Origin of the sequence: Synechocystis sp. LEGE 06083 (assembly GCF_015207725.1) — a bacterium.
GTDB classification, from domain to species: Bacteria; Cyanobacteriota; Cyanobacteriia; order Cyanobacteriales; family Microcystaceae; genus Synechocystis; species Synechocystis salina.
Genome location: NZ_JADEWJ010000033.1, coordinates 1 through 20,286, shown reverse-complemented (window position 1 = coordinate 20,286; position 20,286 = coordinate 1). Strand labels below are relative to the sequence as shown.

Genomic DNA, 20,286 nt, shown 5'->3' with positions numbered 1-20,286 from the left:
GGACTACATATTAGTCAAGATCCCAGCGCCATTCCCTTTGATTGCCCCTTTGACGATGAAGGCAGCCCCACCCAAAAACTTGCTTTGATTGAAGAAGGAAAAATTGCCCAGTTTTATACGGACCAGGAAACGGCGGAAAAATTAGGTACAACCACCACGGGGAATGGCTTTCGTCCCAGCTTAGGCAGTGCCCCCCAACCGGGTTTGGTCAATATGCTAATCACACCGGGAACCGCTAGCTTTGACCAGTTACTGAAAAAATTGGGCAATGGCTTAGTTGTCGATCAAATCCTTGGGGGCGGAGCGGATATTTCCGGTGATTTTTCCATCAACGTTGATTTGGGCTATCGAGTGCAGAATGGGGAAATTACCGGCAGGGTGAAGGACACCATGGTTTCTGGCAATGTTTATGAACTATTAAGTCAGGTTATCGCTTTGGGTTCAGACCGCCGTTGGCAGGGTTCCTGTGCTACTCCGTCAATTATTTTAGATGGGGTATCCATAACTGCCTAGCGCTATATTTGAGCATCGTAATTTTGGTTTGACTGCCATTGAAAAAAATCCGACCAGGAATTTCCCCAACGGTTACTTATTTAGGCTTTGATGGTACTGTAATTGAATGAATAATGTTACTCGCTACCAAAACGCTGCGCTTCAGTATTATCAAGATCTGACGGGATCTTCCCATCTCCACTATGGTTATTGGCAACCAGTTCCGGAGACAGAAGATGATTTAACTATGGCAAAACTTCGCCATGCCCAGGAGCAATATACTGACCATTTGCTTTCATTTTTACCGCAGAATATAGAAACCGTACTGGATGTGGGGTGTGGCAACGGGGACAATGCCAGTCAGCTAATTGGCAAAGGTTTACAAGTGGAAGGCATTGCTCCAGATCCTTTTCAGGAGTCCAATTTTTTACAAAAGACCGCAGGTAAAGCTCGCTTTAATAGCAACACTTTCCAAGGATTTATAGAAGATTTACAACGGATTAGTTCCGCTCCCAAATATGATTTGTTGCTTTTTAGTGAAAGTACCCAATATATGGCTTCAGATACCATTGCCAATGGGGCGAAATTCTTGGTGAAACCAGGAGGTTATGTGCTACTGGCTGACATGTTTCGTAAAAATGCGCAGTATCAGACAGGAATGTTTTCCAATTGTTTGATTAAAGATGAATTGCAGATGGTGATGGAAAAGGCTGGTTTTATTCTGCTCGACAGTGATGATATTTCTCAACAAATTGTACCAACGCTGGATCTTTGTGTGCAAAGTTTTCAGACCTTTGGAGTTTCAACTTTAACTTATTTGGCCAGTTTAGTTAGGATTGCAGTCCCCCCCCTGTATAAAATTTTCGACTACTTTTTAGGTAAACAAACCAAAGCCTTGGTGCAGGAAGGATTACAGGCTGGGAATATTTTTCGGGATCATTTATGCTATGAAATTCAACTTTGGCAAAAACTTGCTTAAATTTCTGGGGACGATCGCCATTGTGGTAACGGGGATTTACCCTGGGCAGGGGGAAAGTTAAGAATAATGACTAATTTGTCTTGCTGGCCAAAGCCTAGGCGTATAAGTAAAGTAAAGCCCCTTCACCGCCGGAGAGAACAACTATGTCCGCCGAATTTTTTGACTGCCTACAACATAAATGCGCCTATGTGGCGATCGGAGAATTTAAACCCGGTCGGTTTGCGGAGGCCCAACGGTTGTATGAAAAGGCTATTTCCACCTATAAAAGCGGCTTTAAGGGTGCCTTCCTACTGAGAAAACCCAATTCCGATGAAGGCATTGCTGTGATCCTCTGGAATACCATCGAAGACATGGAAGCGAATCAAACGGAAGTCCACCGCAAAATTTTGGATGAAATGGGCCCTTTATTCAATATTCCTCCGGTTACCAATATTTACGAAGTTTGTAGTGAGGTGGAAGCCTACGGTAAGGTGCTCTGCTAACCATGTACAACATTAGTTTTACCCCCGATCGCCCGTTGACCTACCATCTGGAAGATGATCAAAGTTTGGCTCGACTTTCCCTCGTGCCGGGGCGGGGCGGTCTGGTTACCAATTGGACCATTCAAGGTCAACCCGTCCTATATTTTGACGAAGAGCGGTTTCAAGATCCATCCCTGTCGGTGCGGGGGGGAATCCCGATTTTATTTCCCATTTGCGGCAATCTGCCCCATGATCAGTTCAACTACGACGGCAAAAGTTATCGCCTCAGACAACATGGTTTTGCGCGGGATCTACCCTGGGAAGTAATCGGCCAGCAAACCCAAGAAAGCGCCCAGTTGGATTTACGGTTGAGCTACAATGATGCCACCCTCGAGGCTTTTCCCTTTGAATTTGAACTAGTTTTTAGCTATCAACTCCAGGGCCATAATCTCCGCATTGAACAACGTATTGCCAACCTAGGCGATCAGCGGATGCCCTTTTCCCTCGGATTGCATCCCTACTTTTTTTGCCGAGAGAAGCTGGGAGTTACGTTGGCAATTCCCGCTGATGATTACCTAGACCAAAAAACTGGCGATCGCCATGACTATGATGGACAACTGGACCTCACTGCCCCGGAATTGGATTTAGCCTTTACCCAAATCTCCCAGCCAAGGGCCAATTTTGTCGACCCAGACCGGAATGTAAAGATAGAAGTTAGCTTCAGTGAACTGTACCAAACCCTGGTGTTTTGGACTGTGGCGGGAAAAGATTATCTTTGCCTGGAACCCTGGAGTGCCCCCCGCAATGCCCTCAATAGCGGCGAGCAATTGGCCTGGGTGGAACCCTATTCTTCCCGTTCTGCCTGGGTGAATTTTCAGGTGTCAATGGAATAATTTTCCTACCCTTTTCCCTTGAGTTAAGAGCCTATTGGCAGTTTCAAATTAAGGAATGGGGGCGTGAAAACCCCCAAAACCATCCCTTGAACTATGGCTATGGTTCAATTAACTCTATTCAGAGCATGAAGATCTAAAAATTTCCCTGGAGAGCCTCGTTGCACCGTTCACAAATGCTGGGGTCATCGCTAAAACTACCCACCTGAGTGGAATAATTCCAGCAACGTTCACATTTATGGCCATCTGCATTGGTAATGCCTAGGGTCAACACATCTGTTGAAGTCTTGAATTGCAAGGTATTAATTCCAGCAGTATCCTCCAACAATTCCACTTGGGAAGCCAACAACAAATAACGCAGAGTATCCACCTGATTGGATTCTTCTCGGTTATAACGTTGTAGTAATTGGGACCAATGGTCGTCGTTAGTGTGGATTAAGACCTTAGCTTCCAAAGATGCACCGATCGCCTTAGCGGTACGGGCTGATTCCATCACCTTATTAACTTCTGTACGTAGTTGCCGTAGCTTAACCCAGGTTTGGGCTAATTCTGGCTGCACCCAATGGGAATCCATCATCACCCAACCGGCTTGGAACACCGATTCCGCTGGTTTTTCATAGGGCAAAAATTGCCAAATATCTTCCGCTAAATGACACAACACCGGGGCGATGGCCTTGACCAAATTTTCCAGCGCCAACTGGAGTACGGTTTGGCAACTGCGGCGGCGGGGAGCATTGGGGGCAGAAATATACAAACGGTCTTTAGCAATGTCTAAGTAAAAGTTGGATAAATCCACCACACAAAAGTTTTGCACCGTTTGGAAAAACTTAAAGAATTGGAAACTTTCATAGGCTTCCGTTACTTCCGTAAATACTTCCGTCATGCGGTGCAACATATAGCGGTCTAATTCTGGCAAATCTTCATAGGCCACTGCATCAGTTTGGGGATTGAAATCATGCAAATTACCAAGCAAAAATCGGGACGTATTGCGGATTTTGTTGCGCACATCCACCAACTGCTTCAGAATGCCTTGACCAATGGGCACATCATTGGCATAGTCCACCGACGCCACCCAAAGCCGTAAAACGTCTGCCCCGTAGGCGGGTTCCTGTTTTTGATTTTTACCGCCATTGATGATTTGGTAAGGATCTACCACATTACCCAAGGACTTACTCATTTTATGCCCCTTTTCATCGAGGACAAAACCATGGGTTAACACCGTTTTATAGGGGGCAATACCATTCACCGCCACACTGGTGAGCAAGCTGGACTGAAACCAGCCTCGATGCTGGTCGGAACCTTCCAAGTACAGATCTACCGGGTATTTTAGCTCTGACCGATTGTCCGCCACCGCTGCCCATGAAGAACCAGAATCAAACCACACGTCCATGGTGTCTTCCCCTTTGCGGTAGGTACGGCCATTGTTATGATATTTTTCCGGTAGCAGTTCCTCTACGGTCAATTCCCACCAGGCATCGGACCCTTTTTGGGCAATAATCCGTTGCACATGGTTAATGGTTTCCTCTGTTAACAAAGGCTCATTGGTTTCATCGTCGTAAAATACCGGAATGGGCACTCCCCAAGCCCGCTGGCGAGAAATACACCAATCACTGCGATCGCCAACCATGGGGGTAATGCGATTTTCTCCTTGGGCAGGAATCCAGGTAACTTCTTTGATGGCTTTTAGGGCTTGATCTCGAAAACCTTCCACCGAGGCAAACCACTGTTCCGTGGCTCGGAAAATAGTCGGTTTTTTGGTGCGCCAATCGTAGGGATATTTATGCTCATAGGCCTCTTCCTTCAGCAAAGCTTTCTTGTCTTGGAGGGCATTAATAATCGCTTCATTGGCATCTTTAAGCACATTTAAACCAGCAAACTGCCCCGCTTCCGCCGTTAAATTGCCGGCCCCATCCACTGGGGACAAAATTGGTAAGCTGTACCGTTGCCCCACAATGTAATCTTCCTGACCATGGCCTGGGGCGGTGTGGACTAATCCCGTACCCGATTCCGTGGTGACATAATCCCCACCAATGACAATGGGGCTAACCCGGTCATATAGGGGATGGCGATACTGGGTATTTTCCAGGGCTTCCCCTTTGAGGGTGGCTTTAACGGTTAACTGCACCCCAAAGGTTTCACTTAATTTTTCCACCAAATCCAATGCCACAATTAGGTAACTGTTCTGGAAAATATGGGATTCCGTTTGCACCACTGCGTAGGTTAAATCTGGGTTCAATGCCACGGCTAAGTTACCAGGTAGAGTCCAGGGAGTGGTAGTCCAGATAGCCACCGCTAAATCATCAATGTAGGGCGCTAGAATTTCCGTAGCCTTTTCTCCCGCCTCGGTGATGGGAAAACCAACATAAATGCTGCGGGAGGTGTGACCTTCGGGGTATTCCAACTCCGCTTCCGCCAAAGCCGTGCGGGAACTGGGACTCCAATGGACGGGTTTTAGGCCTCGATAGATGTAACCCTTGAGGGCTATGGCCCCAAATACGCCAATCTGAGCCGCTTCATATTCCGGGGTCAGAGTTAAATAGGGTTTTTGCCAATCCCCCCAAATGCCGTAACGCTGGAAACCCACGGCCTGTTCCTGCTGGGCTTTGAGGGCAAAATCCCTGGCTTTGTGGCGCAGGGTGAGAGGGGTTAACTCCGCCCGTTCACTGCTTTTTAGGCTTTGCAGAACTTTGAGTTCAATCGGTAAACCGTGGCAGTCCCAACCGGGAACGTAATGGACCTTGTGTCCCTGTAGTAGTTTATATTTATTAATAATATCCTTGAGGACTTTATTGAGGGCATGGCCCATGTGGAGAGCGCCGTTGGCGTAGGGCGGCCCGTCGTGGAGCACAAACAAGTCTTTGGGGTTATGGTCTGCTAGGTCGGCGTAAATTCCTTTTTCCTGCCAATATTGCTGAATTTCCGGCTCTCTTTTGCTGGCATTGGCCCGCATGTCAAAGCGGGTTTGGGGCAAGTTAACGGTGTCTTTATAACTTTTGGCTTCAGTCACAGTGGCTTTAGGGCAGAATTGTGCATAGGAATACTTGCTGATTTTACCCCGTTTTCCTAACCCATCCACCGCTGTTTTACTCCCCCTTCGGCGATCGCCATAGGCTGGTCTTTGCTTGATCTCCCCTGGCGGGCCAGTATAATTCCAAGGGATGATCGTCTATCAACCTGCTCATTTTTCTGGAACAACCGGCCATGAATGAACCAAAACAGACCGAAACCGTCCAGGTGGTGGAAAAAGTTAGTGCTATTCTTTCCCCCTATTTCATTGTCATTGTGGGTTTGTTTTTGGCTGATAGTAATTTTTTGATTGGCATTGCCCTGGTATTTGTGGGGGTGTTTTCCCTGCTCAAGCTGTCTTGGCAGGATGTGCAAACGGGGGTGGAAAAAGTTAAGGGCTTCTTTGCCGAAAAGCCATAGGTCTGGTTAGGGGAAATCAGACCTGAGCAACAGGCACTAAAAAGGCAAATCTTCTTCTTCCTCCGGGGCGATTGCCGGTCGGTTGAGCACGGAGGGTTGGTTCGTTTGAAGATGCCCGTTGTGCTCCATGGGAGGCTGGGCTGGTGCTGTTGGCACATCATTGCCATTATCGCCCCCCGGTTGGGGAGTAGCATCGGACGCCACAATTTCCCCGTCAAAATTTTTGGCAAACTGCTCGATCGCCCTACGGGTGGCAGTTTCACTAATATTTTCTGGAGGAAGGGCTTCGGTGACTGGTTCCGGTGACGGTGTTGGTCTGGGCTGACTATGGGATTCCCGTCGGGGAGAAGGCTTAATTTCCGAGGTGGCCGTTCCAGAGGCGATCGGTGGGGATGCAGGGGGAGTAGAAGCTACGGTTTTTATCGGAGGATGACTCGGTTCCGGGGTAAAAGCTGGTGGTTTAGTATGGCTAGGGGGCGGAGGAGTACTAACGGAAGACTGCTCTGGATTCGATGATTTACCCACTACCAAATTAACTTTCACCGATTGGCCACAGGCCTGCCCCAGGGCCGCTTCCAGTTCATCTTTTTTGCCAGCCGCAATTTTCAGCAATTGTTGGGTGGTGACACTCACAGTGGCATTGTTGCCCACTAAGCCAACTAAAGCACCAAAGGATTTAAATAAGGACTGACTAAGGGCGCCTAGGTTGTTTAAGGTTTCTGCCCACAGTTGAGCTAAGTCGCCATGGTAGTTGGTTGGCTTCGAGCTGGAGTCATCTACGACTTCCTCCTGTTCCACAGCAACGGTTTCAGGAATGGGGGGCGGCGGGGTAATGGGGGAATCCACCACCGTCAGACGGTTATGCTGGCCACTGGGAAAGGCGACCACATTACTGGGTTTTGCCTGGGTTGTCCGTTGGACCCCAGATGCTTTGGCTGAAGATTGCTGAGTTGCAACGGTTGCTACTGCACAGGCTGATGGTAACAAGCCCAACAGGGTCACCTCCAACCAGAGTCGGGGTTGGGTGGTATTGCGAATTTGGATTTCACTCTCCTTCAGTTTTTGTTGTCCTTGTAAAATTACCCCCCTCTCCCACTGGGGAGCCAGACCGCAGAGTGCTTGCCAAGTTTCCGCTGTCACCGCCACCAAATCCGACCGTTGGGGCGCAGTTTGGGCAATAAGTAAGTTTAAGTAAAAGCTTGCTAGGTTTTGTAATACCACCAGGGGGTCCCGTCCCCGGTTTAAAATTTGCCGACAGGTGCCCAATAGTGTTTCTGCATCGTCACTGGCGATCGCCTCTAGGAGGGTCAACAAATCCTGCTCCGGCACTGCCCCTACCAGATCCCAAACCTTATCAGGGGTAATTAGATCGGGGAGTAAACTTAGTTGATCGAGCAAACTTTCCGCATCCCGCAAACCACCATTGGCAATTTGGGCCACTAGGGTCAACGCCGGGTCGTCAATATGAATCTGTTCTTGCTGGGCAATGTAGCGCAGGTGGTTAACCATTGCTTCTAGAGGAATGCGGCGATAATCAAATCTTTGACAGCGGGAAATGATGGTGGGTAGCACCCGCTGGGGATCGGTGGTGGCCAAAACAAAAACAACCCGTTCCGGCGGCTCCTCCAAGGTTTTTAGTAGAGCATTAAATGCGGCCGTACTAAGCATATGACATTCATCGATCACATATACTTTATACCGACATTGTACTGGAGAAAATTGGGCCCGTTCAATAATTTCTCGAATATTATCTACCCCTGTATTACTAGCCGCATCAATTTCGATGACATCTAAAGCGGAACCGTTGGTAATGGCCCGACAGGTGGCACATTGACCGCAGGGGGTGGCCGTGGGCTGATCGCCCGCAATGCAGTTTAGGGACTTGGCTAAAATTCTCGCCGAAGAGGTTTTGCCCGTTCCCCTGGGGCCGGTGAACAGGTAAGCAGGAACAATGCGCTCCTGGGCAATGGCATTGCTCAACGTAGCGGCGATCGCCGTTTGGCCCACTAAGTCCGCAAAGGTCTGAGGGCGATATTTATGGTGCAGAGGTTCGTAGGCCATGGCGGGGTAACCGGGCGATCGACAAACAGGGGGATTCTCAGCCTAACTCCAAAAGGCAAAAAAAAGAGGTCAAGTTAACAGCCTGTGACTGGGGCGGCAGAGACAAGGGGCAAGAAGCTTAGAATGGGGGGGTCAGTGCCGATTTATTTGTAAGGCTGGAGTGCAATGCCGATGGCAGCCCCTATTATTTTCCACCTCGCCATCCCCGTTAATGATATTCCGAAAACTAAGGAATTTTACTGCGATCGCCTGGGGGCCAAGGCCGGTAGGGAAACCGATAAGGCGGTAATTCTGGATTTCTATGGCCATCAAGTGGTGGCCCACGTTACCCTGGAACCGTTAGTAAAACAACAGAGCATCTATCCCCGGCATTTTGGTTTAGTGTTCACTGCTGAAGCGGATTGGTTTGCCCTCTGTGAAAGAGTGGAAGCCCAGGGCATTGCCTATCATTTACCGCCCAAGCTCCGTTTTGGGGGCGAATTGACAGAACATCGTACTTTTTTTCTGGCTGACCCCTTCCATAATTACCTGGAATTTAAATGGTACCGTCACCGGGAAGCAATTTTTGGGGTGAAGGAATTTGTAGCCATTGGCGATCGCTAGTCAGATATATTTATCACTTAAGATTATGGGCTAAGAACTACTCATTTCGATGGCAAAAAGTAGTTGCATCAAGAAAATTCCAGGAGCTGAATAGTTATGGTATTCATACAACAAAAAACACTTTATGAGCAGGACTTCAGCCTGTGGATAAAGGAAACAGCCAAGCTCTTAAAATGCCAGGATTTTTCTCAAGTTGATTGGGATAATTTGATTGAGGAAATAGAAACTTTGGGCAGAAATGAACGTCACGCTGTTGATAGTTTATTATCCCGTTTGCTAGAGCATTTATTGAAACGTTGTTTTGTCGATTGTCCAGAGTGTTTTCGGGGGTGGGAAATTGAAATTCGCAATTTTCGTCAGGAAATTAAAAAACGATTGAAAAGCTCTCCCAGTCTGAAGGGGTTTGTGCTGGAAATTTTCCCTGAGTCTTACCAAGATGCTTTAGCCGCAATGAGAGAAGATTATCCCAACACATTTTTCCCAGATATGTCTCCTTTTCCTGGGGAACTAGAAAGTTTGTTAAACGATAAATTTTGGCTAGATTTTTCCAATAAAAACTGATCAATATTCAAAATTATTCAACTCGGCCATAATAGGCAATCTTTTGGCGATCGGGATGTTGTTGATTATATTGCCAGGCCCAGAGTTGATCCCCCAGGGAAAAATGCCACCATTCCCCTGGATGGCGTAGAAATCCCGCACTTTCCATCATGGTGTTCAATAGCTCCCGCCGCTGCTGGTAGAGTTTAAACTCTTCCCTTTGGGGGTCACTCTCTGCCTGGGCTGTTTGATAATAATTGGGTTGAGAACGGGCTGACAGTTCATCAATTTCTCCTCCCATGTCTACAGGTTGTCCCGATCCATCCAGTAGCGTTATGTCCAAAGCCGCCCCGGTGCTGTGGGGAGGAGGAGTGAGGGGATTGGAACTGGGCACAGCCCAAATTTGGTAGACCTGCTGATAAATATTTTCCCTTTGCTCGGTGGTTAGTGATTGGCCCTGTAAACCATCCCTAGCCACAATTTCGGCAAAAGTGTGATCCACCATAAACTGTTGCACGGCGATCGGGCGGTAGGCATCGAAGACCAAAATCTCCCAGGTCGGTTCAATGTCAGCTAAGGTCAAACGAGCCTGGCCTAATCTTTTTAACACTCCGGTACGTAATACATAGGGCGATCGCCCTTGATAATCCGCTCCTAATATTTCGTAGGGGTGGGGTTTAAGCAACTTAACACCCTCAAGATTGATGGGGGCGAGGGGTTCACCACAATCCTGGATGGGGACGGCAAGATAGGGCTTCATAGGCGGAAAAAATCAAGGAGACCAGTCTGCAAAGTCTGAAGTTGTTGCTTAAATCTATTTAAATTTACCAAAAACCATTTAAATAGCCTTACCTGCTCCGGCGGAATAACTAGGAGATTGCTTGCCCGATTAGTGAAAAGTGAAGATGTAATCCTATTTTCCACGGCAAAAATAATAAATCCCCCAAAATTTGGAGGATTTTCAAAACTTCAACTGAATGAAAGTTTATTCAGCAGTGGCAGGATATACGCTCACTTTGCGACGGCTTCTGGTTTTGTGCTCAAACTTAACCACACCGTCAATTAAAGAATAAAGGGTGTCATCACTGCCCCGACCAACGTTGTTGCCTGGGTGAACTTGGGTGCCCCGTTGACGAACAATGATGCTGCCGGCGGTGACGGTTTGACCACCGTAGCGTTTGACTCCCAAGCGTTGGGCATTAGAATCCCGACCGTTCCGGGTACTCCCCGTTCCTTTCTTATGTGCCATGGTTATTAATGATCCTGATTAGGTTGGATTAGTGGGGTAGTTATGGGCTTTTTTGTTAGCCCAATCTACAATTTAGCCAAATTTGGGCGGCTTTAGCTGGTCAGTCTTAACCTGCCACCACTGGGGTTTTAGCATCCACTTCGGGGGCCTCGGCGATCGCCTTACCGTTGAGGGAAATAGACTTGATCAACAGGCGGGTTAACTCTTGACGGTGACCCCGTTTTTTGCGGGTTTTCTTTTTGGGTTGCATTTTATAAACAATGACCTTGCGACCCCGACGGTGGGAGAGAATTTCCCCTTCCACAGTGGCCCCAGCGACGTAGGGCTGGCCGATAGTGACATTGTCGCCGTCTTTGACCAGTAACACTTTGTCGACAACATAGCTGTCTTCTGGTGCGCCGTCGAGGTGATTGATCTCGTAAAAACGGCCGGGCTCGACCCGAACTTGGGTGCCCCCAATTTCAATAATGGCGTAACTCATAATTTATTTGCGTAGATTGCCGTACAGGTATGCCGCCGTTAAGTTCTCCGATTTATTCCAACGAATTTCAGGAAAAACCCCTCAGCTTTGGCATTTTTTGCTGATGATTGTCGTAACCTGATCCGAGCGGGATAGTTGACAAGCGATCTTCTATTGTCTGAGTTGGTAGCTACTTTGTCAAATTGGTGCCCCCTTGTTCCTGCTGGACTGTAATTTGTTGCATTACTAACTCCGCCATGGCGATCGCCGCTCCGGATCTTCCCCGTACCTGTTGTAATTGGTGGCGTATGCGGGCTAACTGTTCAGGATGGTCCAACCAGGGGGTTAATTGACTAGCCACCCCAGCCGGAGTTAAATCCCCCAACAATTCCGGGACAATTTCCCGACCAGCCCAGAGATTGGGCCAGGCGAAAAGACGTTTTTTCTTGGCAATGAGGTAATTAATCAGGCGAGTGGATTGGGGACCCACCCAGGGAATGCGGGCAATTAACCCCGGCAAGCCGTCTAAATGTTTGAGGGCTTCTGTGTGTTGGGTGGGTAATAAAATCACCATGGGAATGCCTAAAGCTCCCAATTGAGCGGTGTTGGCTCCCACCGTGGTTAAGGCGAAGGTTAATGTTTTTAATGTTGTCAGGGCGGGGAATTGGCGACAAATATCAATTTTTAACCCCGTTGTTGTCAACAGATAAGGTTCTTGCCCCTCTTTTTCTACCACTTCCACTTCAATGTTGCCCATGGAACTAACCAAGGGATTGGTTTTAACCTGTCCGTAGTTCTGCAATTGGGCCAAATCCACCGTGGGCGCTAAAAAGAGCACAAATTGACATTGGGGATGGGTTTTCTTTAACTCCACGGCGATCGCCACTTCCAGGGGAACCCCTTGGCTGAGTTTAGTAGCTTTGGAACCGGGCAGTAGACCAATTAACGGTTTGGCCGATGGATCTACTGGGGAATCAGTGGCATCCACATCCACCATCAAATCCCCCACCACGGCGGCTTTTGCTTGATAAGCCTGGGGTAAAGCTTGGCGCACCTGCTCATTCATCACCCCAAAGGCATCAATCCAGCGTGGCCAGCGGGCATCCCACTCGGCATAGACCACGGAACGATAGCCTAAACGTTTGGCGATCGCCAGGGCAAAGAATTGGTCCCCTCCCAAAAAAAGAACCACCCCTTGAGCATGCCAGGACCATGACTCCGCCGTTTTACCCCAGAGCAAGAAATTCCAAAAATGTTCACTGTCCTGTACCCGATCCACTTCCGCATAGCTACGCACCACTTCCGCTTCCTTACCCATGGCATGGGGACAGGGGGAAAGCATCACCGATATTCTCAGGCGATCGCCAGCCGGCAATTGACGTAAAGCATGGACAACGGGACGGACCCAGGTAGTCACTTCCCCTGGGCCATTGGACAGGATTAAAACGTCAACGGGATTCGTCAATACGGGCAAAGTTTGCAAAACAGTGACGACCTAGGAACCCAATTTGCTAATAATTCTTTGGACAATTTCCACCCCGGTGAAAGCTTGCCAACCAAATAAACCAATCAATGTGACGTTCAGGGTGATGTGGGTTAAGCGGGCTGTTTCATTACCCTTTTGCATCCAAGGTACCAACGCCGCCGCCGTAGCGATTAAAGCGACCATAGCTAGACCAACGAGTAAGTGGGGGCCGACAAACAGTTTGCCATTGTTGATATAGGTAACAGCCATGCCGCCAATGGTGCCCAACACCATCAGAGAAAGTAGGAGGGAGCCAAGGATAAAGTGCTTACCCTTAACATCTTTTTGGATCAACTCCTTCCGCTTTTCCGGTTCCGCGGAGCGAATTTGTCGGGACTGGAAGCCCAGCCACATGGCATACACCGAAGTAAAGAACAGCGCCCACATCATAATGGGATGGCCAAATTGGCCATAAATTTTGACCGGTTCAGGAATCTCAAGGGCCAGTAGAGGAAACATCATTTTAATCAAGTTGATGATTGGTCGTAGTTAATTTAGCTTGGGAAAAGCTGAGCTACGGTTGCTTAAAGAAATTTAACACAGCCCATGGTGACGGCGGTTCTTACCTGGGTTGGAACTTGGCCGAGGCTCAACTCAATTCTAGAGATGCTAGTTCCAATTGTTTACCATCCAGTACTGTTTGGCTAATCTGGTCGCATTGGGGACAGCGGTAAATCCAATCCTCCGGCTGGAAATTTTGTTGGCACCATTGGCAATGGCAGGTAACGGGAATTTCTTCAATTTCCAATCTAGCTTCAGCGGCTATGGTGTTTTGCCGCACCACTTCAAACGCAAACCGCAGGGCATCGGCCACCACCCCAGACTGCTGTCCCACTCGTAGGGTTAAACGGTGAATTTTGCTAGCTCCATGGCCCTCCGCCTGGGCAATGGCGATCGCCAAAGTTTGTTCCATCAGACTAACTTCATGCATAAACTTGACTCCAACTAATTCTTTTTAAAAACATTTTTATTTAATAAGTTTAAATGTTCACAAAAGATCAAAAAATTTAAATTTAGCTCGACTCATAAAGTCAAGGAAAACCATAGCAATCAATGATAAAGTGTCGAAATGTTTGACAACGTTTGTAAATATCTCGCAGAGACCTTTTCCTCAGACTATGCCATGTGGTTGCTGGGTAAACCTGTGGCCCTCACCACCTTAAGCCCCAAGGAACTTTCCTTGGAACCAATTCGGGCGGACGCGCTAATTTTGGAGCAGTCGGAGGATTTGGTCTTGCACCTGGAATTTCAGACTGAGCCGGATGAAACTATGGGGTTTCGGATGCTGGACTATCGGGTTCGGGTCCATCGAAGGTTTCCAAACAAAGCCATGCATCAAGTGGTCATTTATCTGAAAAAAACCAGTTCTGCTTTGGTTTATCAGGACATCTTTCAATTGGGAGAAACCACCCATCGCTATCGTGTCATCCGTTTGTGGGAAGAATCACCGGAGCCATTTTTGACCAGTCCTGGACTCCTGCCCCTCGCGGTTTTGACTCAAACCCAGAATGCTACGGAACGATTGCGGGAGGTTGCCCTTACCCTGGATACAATTGAAGATAAAAGCACGAAAGCCAACTTGACCACCGCCGCCGCTATCTTTGGGGGATTAAGGGTTAAGTCAGAATTAATCAAGACCATCCTAAGGAGCGAAATTATGAAAGAATCGGCCGTTTATCAGGAAATTTTGCAGGAAGGAGAACAACGGGGTTTGCTCAAGGGCAAACTAGAAGGAAAGTTGGAAGGCAAACTAGAAGGCAAGCTAGAGGTTGCCCAAAATTTAATCAACAAAGGACTATCAATACCGGAGGTAATCAGTCTGACTGGATTAAGTGCCGATACCCTTAAGAATTTAGCCTCCTCCCCTGATTTATAGGGATTTTTTGGCCCTCCAATGGCGATCAGCTAGGTTAAAAGTTTAATTACCCATCAACACGGCACCGGAACCACTGCCCTGGAACATAATCCAAGACATCAGAAAATTACTCACAAAAATTGCTAACAGAGAAGTTACCACTGCAGCGGTGGTGGATTCTCCCACTCCTTTAGCTCCGCCCCTGGTGGTTAAACCCCAGTTACAACCGATAATGGCGATTAAAACGCCAAACACAATGCCCTTGATGGGGCCACAAAATATATCCCAAGGAGTGACAAAGGTCTGTATTGACTCAAAAAATACCTGGTTGGCAATGCCGTAAACGTTGCTGGAAATTAACGCTCCTCCCATCATGCCGGTGACCAATGCCAGCACACTAAGGGTGGGTACCATAATGCAACAGGCCAGGAGCCGGGGAATAACTAAATACTCCACTGGGTTGGTGTTGAGCATGTAAAGGGCATCAATTTGTTCCGTCACGCGCATGGTGCCAATTTCGGCCGCAAAGGCTGAGCCGACTCGTCCTGCCACCACCACCGCTGTCATAATCGGGCATAGCTCTCGCCCTAGGGCTAGCATTAAAATTCCTCCCACCGCACTACCTGCCCCAAAAGCCAGGAATTCCCGGGCCACCTGAATGGTGAAAATCATACCAATGACGGCGGCGGTGATCAGAGTAATGGGCAGAGAAGCGGGCCCCACAAACATTAACTGTTGACTGGTGTTGCGTCCGTCAATTCTGCCGGTAAAAAGCTGAAAGGTAGTATTGCCCAACAATAAAATCGCCTGTCCCGATCGCCGGAGCCAGGAGCTTAATTCTGCCAGAATAGGTGATTGGGTCATCGTCAGGGATCACAAAAAAGGGACTGACACTGTCTCTGCCCTTGGGGGTTAATACATAGGCGCATTGTAGCCCCTTGACAAACAGGCCACCAAAGTTACCACAATGATTTGTCAGTTAATGCCGTTGCTCGATGTTGCCAAGAGAAGCTTTGTTGAAGGGAGCCCCAGACCGGGAGGCGATCGCCAGGGTAATTGACCAGGCGGAACAGGCCTTGCGTACCTGGGAAGTGGTGGTGACGGATTTTTGTGCGCCGCCCCTGATTGCGGAAATTCAAGCTCGTTTTGGCACCCTAACGGAATTACATTTTTTACCCTGGGGGGGTTATCCCCAAGCCGAACGGCAGAGGTTAGCCATTGCTAGGGCGGAAATACCGCTGGAAACGGAGCAAATTCCCCTGACGGCCCTGGATGTAGCTGGTAATTTTCTTTTTGATCCTGCCAGTCATCGGGACTTTTTAGGGGCCCTATTGGGTACAGGGTTAGTGCGGGAAAAGGTGGGGGACATTATTTTGTTGGGAGAACGGGGAGCCCAGGCGATCGTGGTGCCGGAGGTGGCGGAATTTGTCAGTCTCCATTTAAACCAGGTGCGTACTGTCCCCGTTAAAGCCAAAGCTATTACCCTGGAAGAGTTAAAAATTCGCCCGCCCAAAACTAAAGAAATGACCACCGTGGAAGCGTCCCTGCGCTTGGACGCCATTGCTTCAGCAGGGTTTGGTTTGTCCCGCAGTAAAATGGCCGATGCAGTCAACCAGGGCAATGTGCAGGTTAATTGGAAGCCCATTACCCAGTCTAGCTACGCCCTCAAAGCAGGGGATTTAGTTACCTATCGGGGTAAAGGTAGATTAGAAATAGGCGAAATTACAGTCACCAAAAAGGAACGTTATCGTATCCAATTAACCCGATATATTTGATTTTTTCCCACAAATACTTGTTGGGATGCCATGGTCGGTAGGCGGGGCGTCAAAGTTTATACCACCGTTGTTGGAGGCAAAAGGCCATGCTGCTCTTTGGCTGTGATCGAAGTTTTTCCCAAAAACCATGGATTTAATCCTTTGTCACCAAACGGCAGACTTTGATGTGTTGGGAGCGGCGGTGGGGCTAGCTAAACTCCATCCTGGCAGTCGTATTGTGCTTACTGGGGGTTCCCATCCCACGGTGCGGCAATTTTTAGCGCTCCATCGTAATGAATTTCCCCTGATTGAACTCCGTAGCGTTAACTCCGATAAAATTCGTTCCCTCTACATTGTCGATAATCAACAAGGCGATCGCCTGGGCAAAGCGGCGGATTGGTTAACATTACCCCATGTGCAACAGATTGCCATCTACGATCATCACCTCAACAGTCCCAGGGATATTGAGGCGAATATTTTGGAACTGGAAGCGGTGGGAGCCAGTACCACTTTAATTGTGGAGAAATTACAAAGAACGGACATCAGCCTTTCCATGGTGGAAGCATCCGTGATGGCCCTGGGCATCCATGTGGACACGGGCAGTTTAACCTTTACCCAAACCACAGTGCGGGACGTGAAAGCCCTGGCTTGGTTGATGGAACAGGGAGCCAATTTACGTTTGATTGGGGAGTACGCTGACCCTGGATTTCCCCCTCCCCTACAATTTTTATTTGCAGAAGCCATGCACAATCTCCGCAAAGAAATGGTACGGGGCTATTGGCTTGGTTCGGTTTTATTAACCACAGAAAGCTTTGTGCCAGGGTTATCCCATCTCACGGAAAGGTTATTATCCCTGACGGAATGTGACGCCCTACTGCTGGGTCATGTTTACGACAAAGGCAAAGATAAAACGAAAAGCAGTGGAGAGCAAGAAAAAACCGGAGCGAGTAATAACAACCAACGCTTTTCCTTCATTGGCCGCACCCGTATTCCTGATACCGATTTAACCCAACTGCTGGAACCCTATGGTGGTGGTGGCCATGCCCAGGCGGCGGCGGTGAATTTGCGGGATATCGAACCCACGGAGGTCATGGCGGATATTTATCAAGGTTTGCAAAGACAAATTCCCAAACCCTTATTGGCTAGGGATTTTATGTCTTCCCCGGTGCGGACTATCCGACCCCACACCACTATTGAGCAGGCCCAAAGGATTTTGTTTCGCTATGGCCATTCCGGTTTGACAGTGGTTAACCAGGAGGAAAAATTGGTGGGCATCATTTCCCGGCGGGATTTAGATTTAGCTCTGCACCACGGCTTCAGCCATGCCCCAGTGAAAGGTTATATGACCCGTAACGTTAAAACCATCGATCCTGACACTCCTCTGCCTCGCATTGAAGCCATTATGGTGGCCGACGATGTGGGGCGCTTACCGGTCATGGCGGGGGATACCCTGGTGGGCATTGTTACCCGCACCGATGTGCTGCGGCAATTATTGCAGGATAAACAGGAGCAATCGGAACGGTTTGGCGATCGCCTGGCTACTTCCCTTCCAAAGTTTGGTCAGGGCAACTTACTAGAACTTTTAAAAACCCAATTACCGGCGGCCACTTGGCAATTGTTAACCACGGCGGCCTGCCACGCCCAAGCCAGGGGTTGGCATTTATATCTAGTAGGGGGAGCAGTGCGGGATCTATGGCTCCGCCATTCCCAGGGGGCAAAAAAACACCAAAATATTACCTTCCAAGACATTGATTTGGTGGTGGACGGTTTCCATACCAAGGCTGATGTGGGGGCCGGGGTGGAATTAGCCCAAGCTCTGCAGGGGGACTATCCCGGCGCGAGGTTATCGGTGCATGGAGAATTCCAAACGGCGGCCTTGCTCTGGCATAAAGATCCCCAGCTAGACTCCCTCTGGGTAGACATTGCCACTGCGAGGACAGAATTTTATCCCTACCCAGCGGCTAATCCGGAGGTGGAAGCCAGTTCCATTCGTCAGGATTTATACCGGCGGGATTTTACCATTAACGCCCTTTCCATCCGTCTCACCAATCCCAGCCCTGGCAAATTGCTGGACTTTTTTGGTGGCATGAACGACCTGCAAAGCCAACAGGTGCGGGTATTGCACGCCAATAGTTTCATTGAAGACCCCACCCGTATTTATCGAGCTGTCCGCTTTGTGGTGCGCCTCGGTTTTGACCTGGAACCCCAAACGGAAACCTATATCCGCTATGCGATCGCCAGTGGGGTGTATGAACGTTGGCGATTAACGGAGCATCCCACCCCGGCTTTGACCACCCGTTTAAAGGCTGAGCTTTCTATTATCCTCAAAGCCCCCTACTGGAAAGGAGCGTTAACGTTGCTGGCGGATTTGGATGCCCTCAAATGTCTCCACCCAGAGCTAAAACTAACGGAGCAATTATGGTGGCAAGTGCGCTGTTTATCCCGCTGGTTACGCTGGCTAGATCCAGAACGACAATTGGAGCATTGGTTACTACGACTAGGTATTTTATTGGGGGCTTTACCTCCACAGGAACGGATCAAAATTGCCACGGGATTACAGTTACCTAAGACCATGATTGATGGGCTAGCTAACCTGGAAACCATGGAAACGGCGATCGCCAAAAGTCTTGGTTGCCAACAATGTCCCAGACCCAGTGTTATTTACCAAACGTTGAAAGGTTATGACCGCGCCAATTTGTTTTTAGTCGCCGCCAGGGGGCACAAGGTTTTAAGAAAGCAAATTTGGTTTTATTTCAGCCAATTATGCCATGTGTCACCATTTTTAACTGGTCATGACCTCAAAGCGCTCGGTTATAAACCAGGACCTCAATTCAAACAAATTCTGACCGATTTATTGAACGCCTGCCTAGACGGACAATTAGGCGATCGGCAACAGGAAGAAGCCTGGCTCAACGCCCATTATCCTTTACCGAAAAAAGTTTAAATCTAGGTATTGTTTTAACTTCCCGGAGTCCCTTGATTGGGAATTTGCTATGGGCATGGGCCTACATGGGCCTGACGCCAGTCCTCTGCCAACTTTTGCATTGCCGACATTTCGATCGGATCAATACGTTTCAAATTAGCCAAAATAAGGCCCATCCGCCCAGTGTGCTGTAGTTTTTCTTGGTGTCGTGCGAGAAAGTCCCAATAGAAATAATTAAAAGGACAGGCATCTTTGCCAGTTCTGGCTTTCGGATTATAGGGACATTGTTGGCAATAGTCACTCATTTTATTAATGTAGTTAGCGGAAGCAGCATAGGGTTTTGATGCCAATAATCCTCCGTCCGCAAACTGCCCCATTCCTAACACATTAGTTTGCATTACCCAATCATAGGCATCAATGAAAGCCGCATGGAACCATTCCTGGAGTTGTTGAGGATTGACACCGACAATTAGGGCGAAATTGCTGAGGATCATTAACCGTTGAATATGGTGAGCATATCCCGTCTGTTCAACCTGTTTTAAAACGGTAGTCAAACAATTCATTTTGGCTTGGCTGGATTGCCAATAAAACTCAGGTAAAGGCAAGTTATGGTTAAACCAATTACTCTGACCATAATCTTCATTTACCCATTGATAAAGGCCTTGCATATATTCCCTCCAGCCCAAAACTTGACGAATAAATCCCTCGACATTGTTCAGGGAAATATTTTGGGTAGCAAAGGCGTTAGTAACTGCTTCAATAACTTCTAATGGAGTCAACAATCCTAAATTTAAATAGGGAGAAATGAGGCTGTGCCATAGGGTTTTCTGCCCCATCACCATGGCATCTTGGTAGGTACCAAATTGATTCAAACCGACATCAATAAAGTATTGCAGCCCTTGCCGAGCATCTTGACGGCTGACTCCCCATTGAAAACCAGCTAATTGCCCATAGCCAGGCAAATTTAATTGTTCTACCCGTTCGATCACCTGCTGGGTAATGCCATCGGGGGGAAAGGAGAGGGGCATGGGGGGAGAAAGGTGCTTTTTGGCAGGCTTGCGATTATCC

20 protein-coding genes are annotated in these 20,286 nt (G+C 48.4%); 10 read left to right on the top strand and 10 right to left on the bottom strand.

The features are described from left to right. The 4 genes from IQ219_RS04310 to IQ219_RS04295 all read left to right on the top strand — a co-directional run. On the top strand, positions 1–513 hold a 513-nt coding region (locus IQ219_RS04310; RefSeq protein ID WP_194071839.1), incomplete at its 5' end, for a metallopeptidase TldD-related protein. A gap of 106 nt (positions 514–619) precedes the next feature. Beyond that, positions 620–1,471, top strand: a complete 852-nt coding sequence (locus tag IQ219_RS04305; RefSeq protein WP_194071838.1) for a bifunctional 2-polyprenyl-6-hydroxyphenol methylase/3-demethylubiquinol 3-O-methyltransferase UbiG — start codon at positions 620–622, stop codon at positions 1,469–1,471. A 143-nt stretch (positions 1,472–1,614) separates the two neighbouring features. Next, positions 1,615–1,953: an antibiotic biosynthesis monooxygenase gene (locus IQ219_RS04300; RefSeq protein WP_190599445.1), complete on the top strand. Its 339-nt coding sequence runs from the start codon at positions 1,615–1,617 to the stop codon at positions 1,951–1,953. A 2-nt stretch (positions 1,954–1,955) separates the two neighbouring features. After that, positions 1,956–2,825 carry an aldose epimerase gene (locus IQ219_RS04295; protein ID WP_194071837.1) on the top strand — a complete coding sequence of 290 codons (870 nt, stop codon included), beginning with the start codon at positions 1,956–1,958 and terminating at the stop codon, positions 2,823–2,825. Between the two features lie 133 nt (positions 2,826–2,958). Here IQ219_RS04295 and ileS read toward each other — a convergent pair whose 3' ends face one another. Next, positions 2,959–5,829 carry an isoleucine--tRNA ligase gene (gene ileS, locus IQ219_RS04290; protein ID WP_194071836.1) on the bottom strand — a complete coding sequence of 957 codons (2,871 nt, stop codon included), beginning with the start codon at positions 5,827–5,829 and terminating at the stop codon, positions 2,959–2,961. Between the two features lie 194 nt (positions 5,830–6,023). On the opposite strand from ileS, the gene IQ219_RS04285 reads away from it, so the two are divergent. Further along, positions 6,024–6,248, top strand: coding sequence for a hypothetical protein (locus IQ219_RS04285; protein WP_190599448.1), 225 nt, complete (start codon positions 6,024–6,026; stop codon positions 6,246–6,248). Positions 6,249–6,284: 36 nt separating this feature from the next. Here the strand turns inward: IQ219_RS04285 and IQ219_RS04280 are convergent, their stop codons facing one another. After that, entirely contained in the window at positions 6,285–8,309 is a 2,025-nt protein-coding gene (locus IQ219_RS04280) for a DNA polymerase III subunit gamma/tau (protein WP_194071835.1), read from the bottom strand. Between the two features lie 171 nt (positions 8,310–8,480). Here IQ219_RS04280 and IQ219_RS04275 point away from each other — a divergent pair, with 171 nt between their 5' ends. Then, the gene (locus IQ219_RS04275) at positions 8,481–8,912 is read left to right on the top strand and encodes a VOC family protein (RefSeq protein ID WP_194071834.1); all 432 of its coding nucleotides are present in this window, start codon (positions 8,481–8,483) and stop codon (positions 8,910–8,912) included. A gap of 96 nt (positions 8,913–9,008) precedes the next feature. Next, positions 9,009–9,473, top strand: coding sequence for a DUF29 domain-containing protein (locus tag IQ219_RS04270; RefSeq protein ID WP_194071833.1), 465 nt, complete (start codon positions 9,009–9,011; stop codon positions 9,471–9,473). Between the two features lie 13 nt (positions 9,474–9,486). On the opposite strand, the gene IQ219_RS04265 is transcribed toward IQ219_RS04270, so the two are convergent. From IQ219_RS04265 to hypA, 6 genes are all read right to left on the bottom strand, one after another. Next, positions 9,487–10,212: a M15 family metallopeptidase gene (locus IQ219_RS04265; protein WP_194071832.1), complete on the bottom strand. Its 726-nt coding sequence runs from the start codon at positions 10,210–10,212 to the stop codon at positions 9,487–9,489. A gap of 225 nt (positions 10,213–10,437) precedes the next feature. Further along, positions 10,438–10,701, bottom strand: coding sequence for a 50S ribosomal protein L27 (gene rpmA, locus IQ219_RS04260; protein WP_194071831.1), 264 nt, complete (start codon positions 10,699–10,701; stop codon positions 10,438–10,440). Between the two features lie 106 nt (positions 10,702–10,807). Continuing rightward, positions 10,808–11,182: a 50S ribosomal protein L21 gene (rplU, locus tag IQ219_RS04255; RefSeq protein WP_194071830.1), complete on the bottom strand. Its 375-nt coding sequence runs from the start codon at positions 11,180–11,182 to the stop codon at positions 10,808–10,810. A 169-nt stretch (positions 11,183–11,351) separates the two neighbouring features. Next, complete coding sequence (locus tag IQ219_RS04250; protein WP_228016703.1) at positions 11,352–12,644, bottom strand: lipid-A-disaccharide synthase; 1,293 nt, start codon at positions 12,642–12,644, stop codon at positions 11,352–11,354. A gap of 12 nt (positions 12,645–12,656) precedes the next feature. Beyond that, positions 12,657–13,148 carry a DUF4079 domain-containing protein gene (locus tag IQ219_RS04245; protein WP_190599455.1) on the bottom strand — a complete coding sequence of 164 codons (492 nt, stop codon included), beginning with the start codon at positions 13,146–13,148 and terminating at the stop codon, positions 12,657–12,659. Positions 13,149–13,275: 127 nt separating this feature from the next. After that, positions 13,276–13,617, bottom strand: a complete 342-nt coding sequence (gene hypA / locus IQ219_RS04240) for a hydrogenase maturation nickel metallochaperone HypA (protein WP_190599456.1) — start codon at positions 13,615–13,617, stop codon at positions 13,276–13,278. Between the two features lie 138 nt (positions 13,618–13,755). On the opposite strand from hypA, the gene IQ219_RS04235 reads away from it, so the two are divergent. Then, positions 13,756–14,562 (top strand): Rpn family recombination-promoting nuclease/putative transposase, encoded by an 807-nt coding sequence (locus IQ219_RS04235; RefSeq protein ID WP_194071829.1) that lies wholly within the window; start codon positions 13,756–13,758, stop codon positions 14,560–14,562. A 42-nt stretch (positions 14,563–14,604) separates the two neighbouring features. Here IQ219_RS04235 and IQ219_RS04230 read toward each other — a convergent pair whose 3' ends face one another. Beyond that, positions 14,605–15,405, bottom strand: coding sequence for an ABC transporter permease (locus IQ219_RS04230; protein WP_194019654.1), 801 nt, complete (start codon positions 15,403–15,405; stop codon positions 14,605–14,607). A 131-nt stretch (positions 15,406–15,536) separates the two neighbouring features. Between IQ219_RS04230 and IQ219_RS04225 the strand changes: the two genes are divergently transcribed. Together IQ219_RS04225 and IQ219_RS04220 are read left to right on the top strand one after the other, a co-directional pair. Next, positions 15,537–16,316: a photosystem II S4 domain protein gene (locus IQ219_RS04225; protein WP_194071828.1), complete on the top strand. Its 780-nt coding sequence runs from the start codon at positions 15,537–15,539 to the stop codon at positions 16,314–16,316. 127 nt (positions 16,317–16,443) lie between these two features. Continuing rightward, a complete protein-coding gene (locus IQ219_RS04220; RefSeq protein ID WP_194071827.1) occupies positions 16,444–19,239 on the top strand; it encodes an A-adding tRNA nucleotidyltransferase in 2,796 nt (931 codons plus the stop codon). Positions 19,240–19,286: 47 nt separating this feature from the next. Here the strand turns inward: IQ219_RS04220 and IQ219_RS04215 are convergent. Then, positions 19,287–20,286, bottom strand: a 1,000-nt coding sequence (locus IQ219_RS04215; RefSeq protein ID WP_194071826.1) for a cryptochrome/photolyase family protein, incomplete at its 5' end; no start/stop codon positions are given.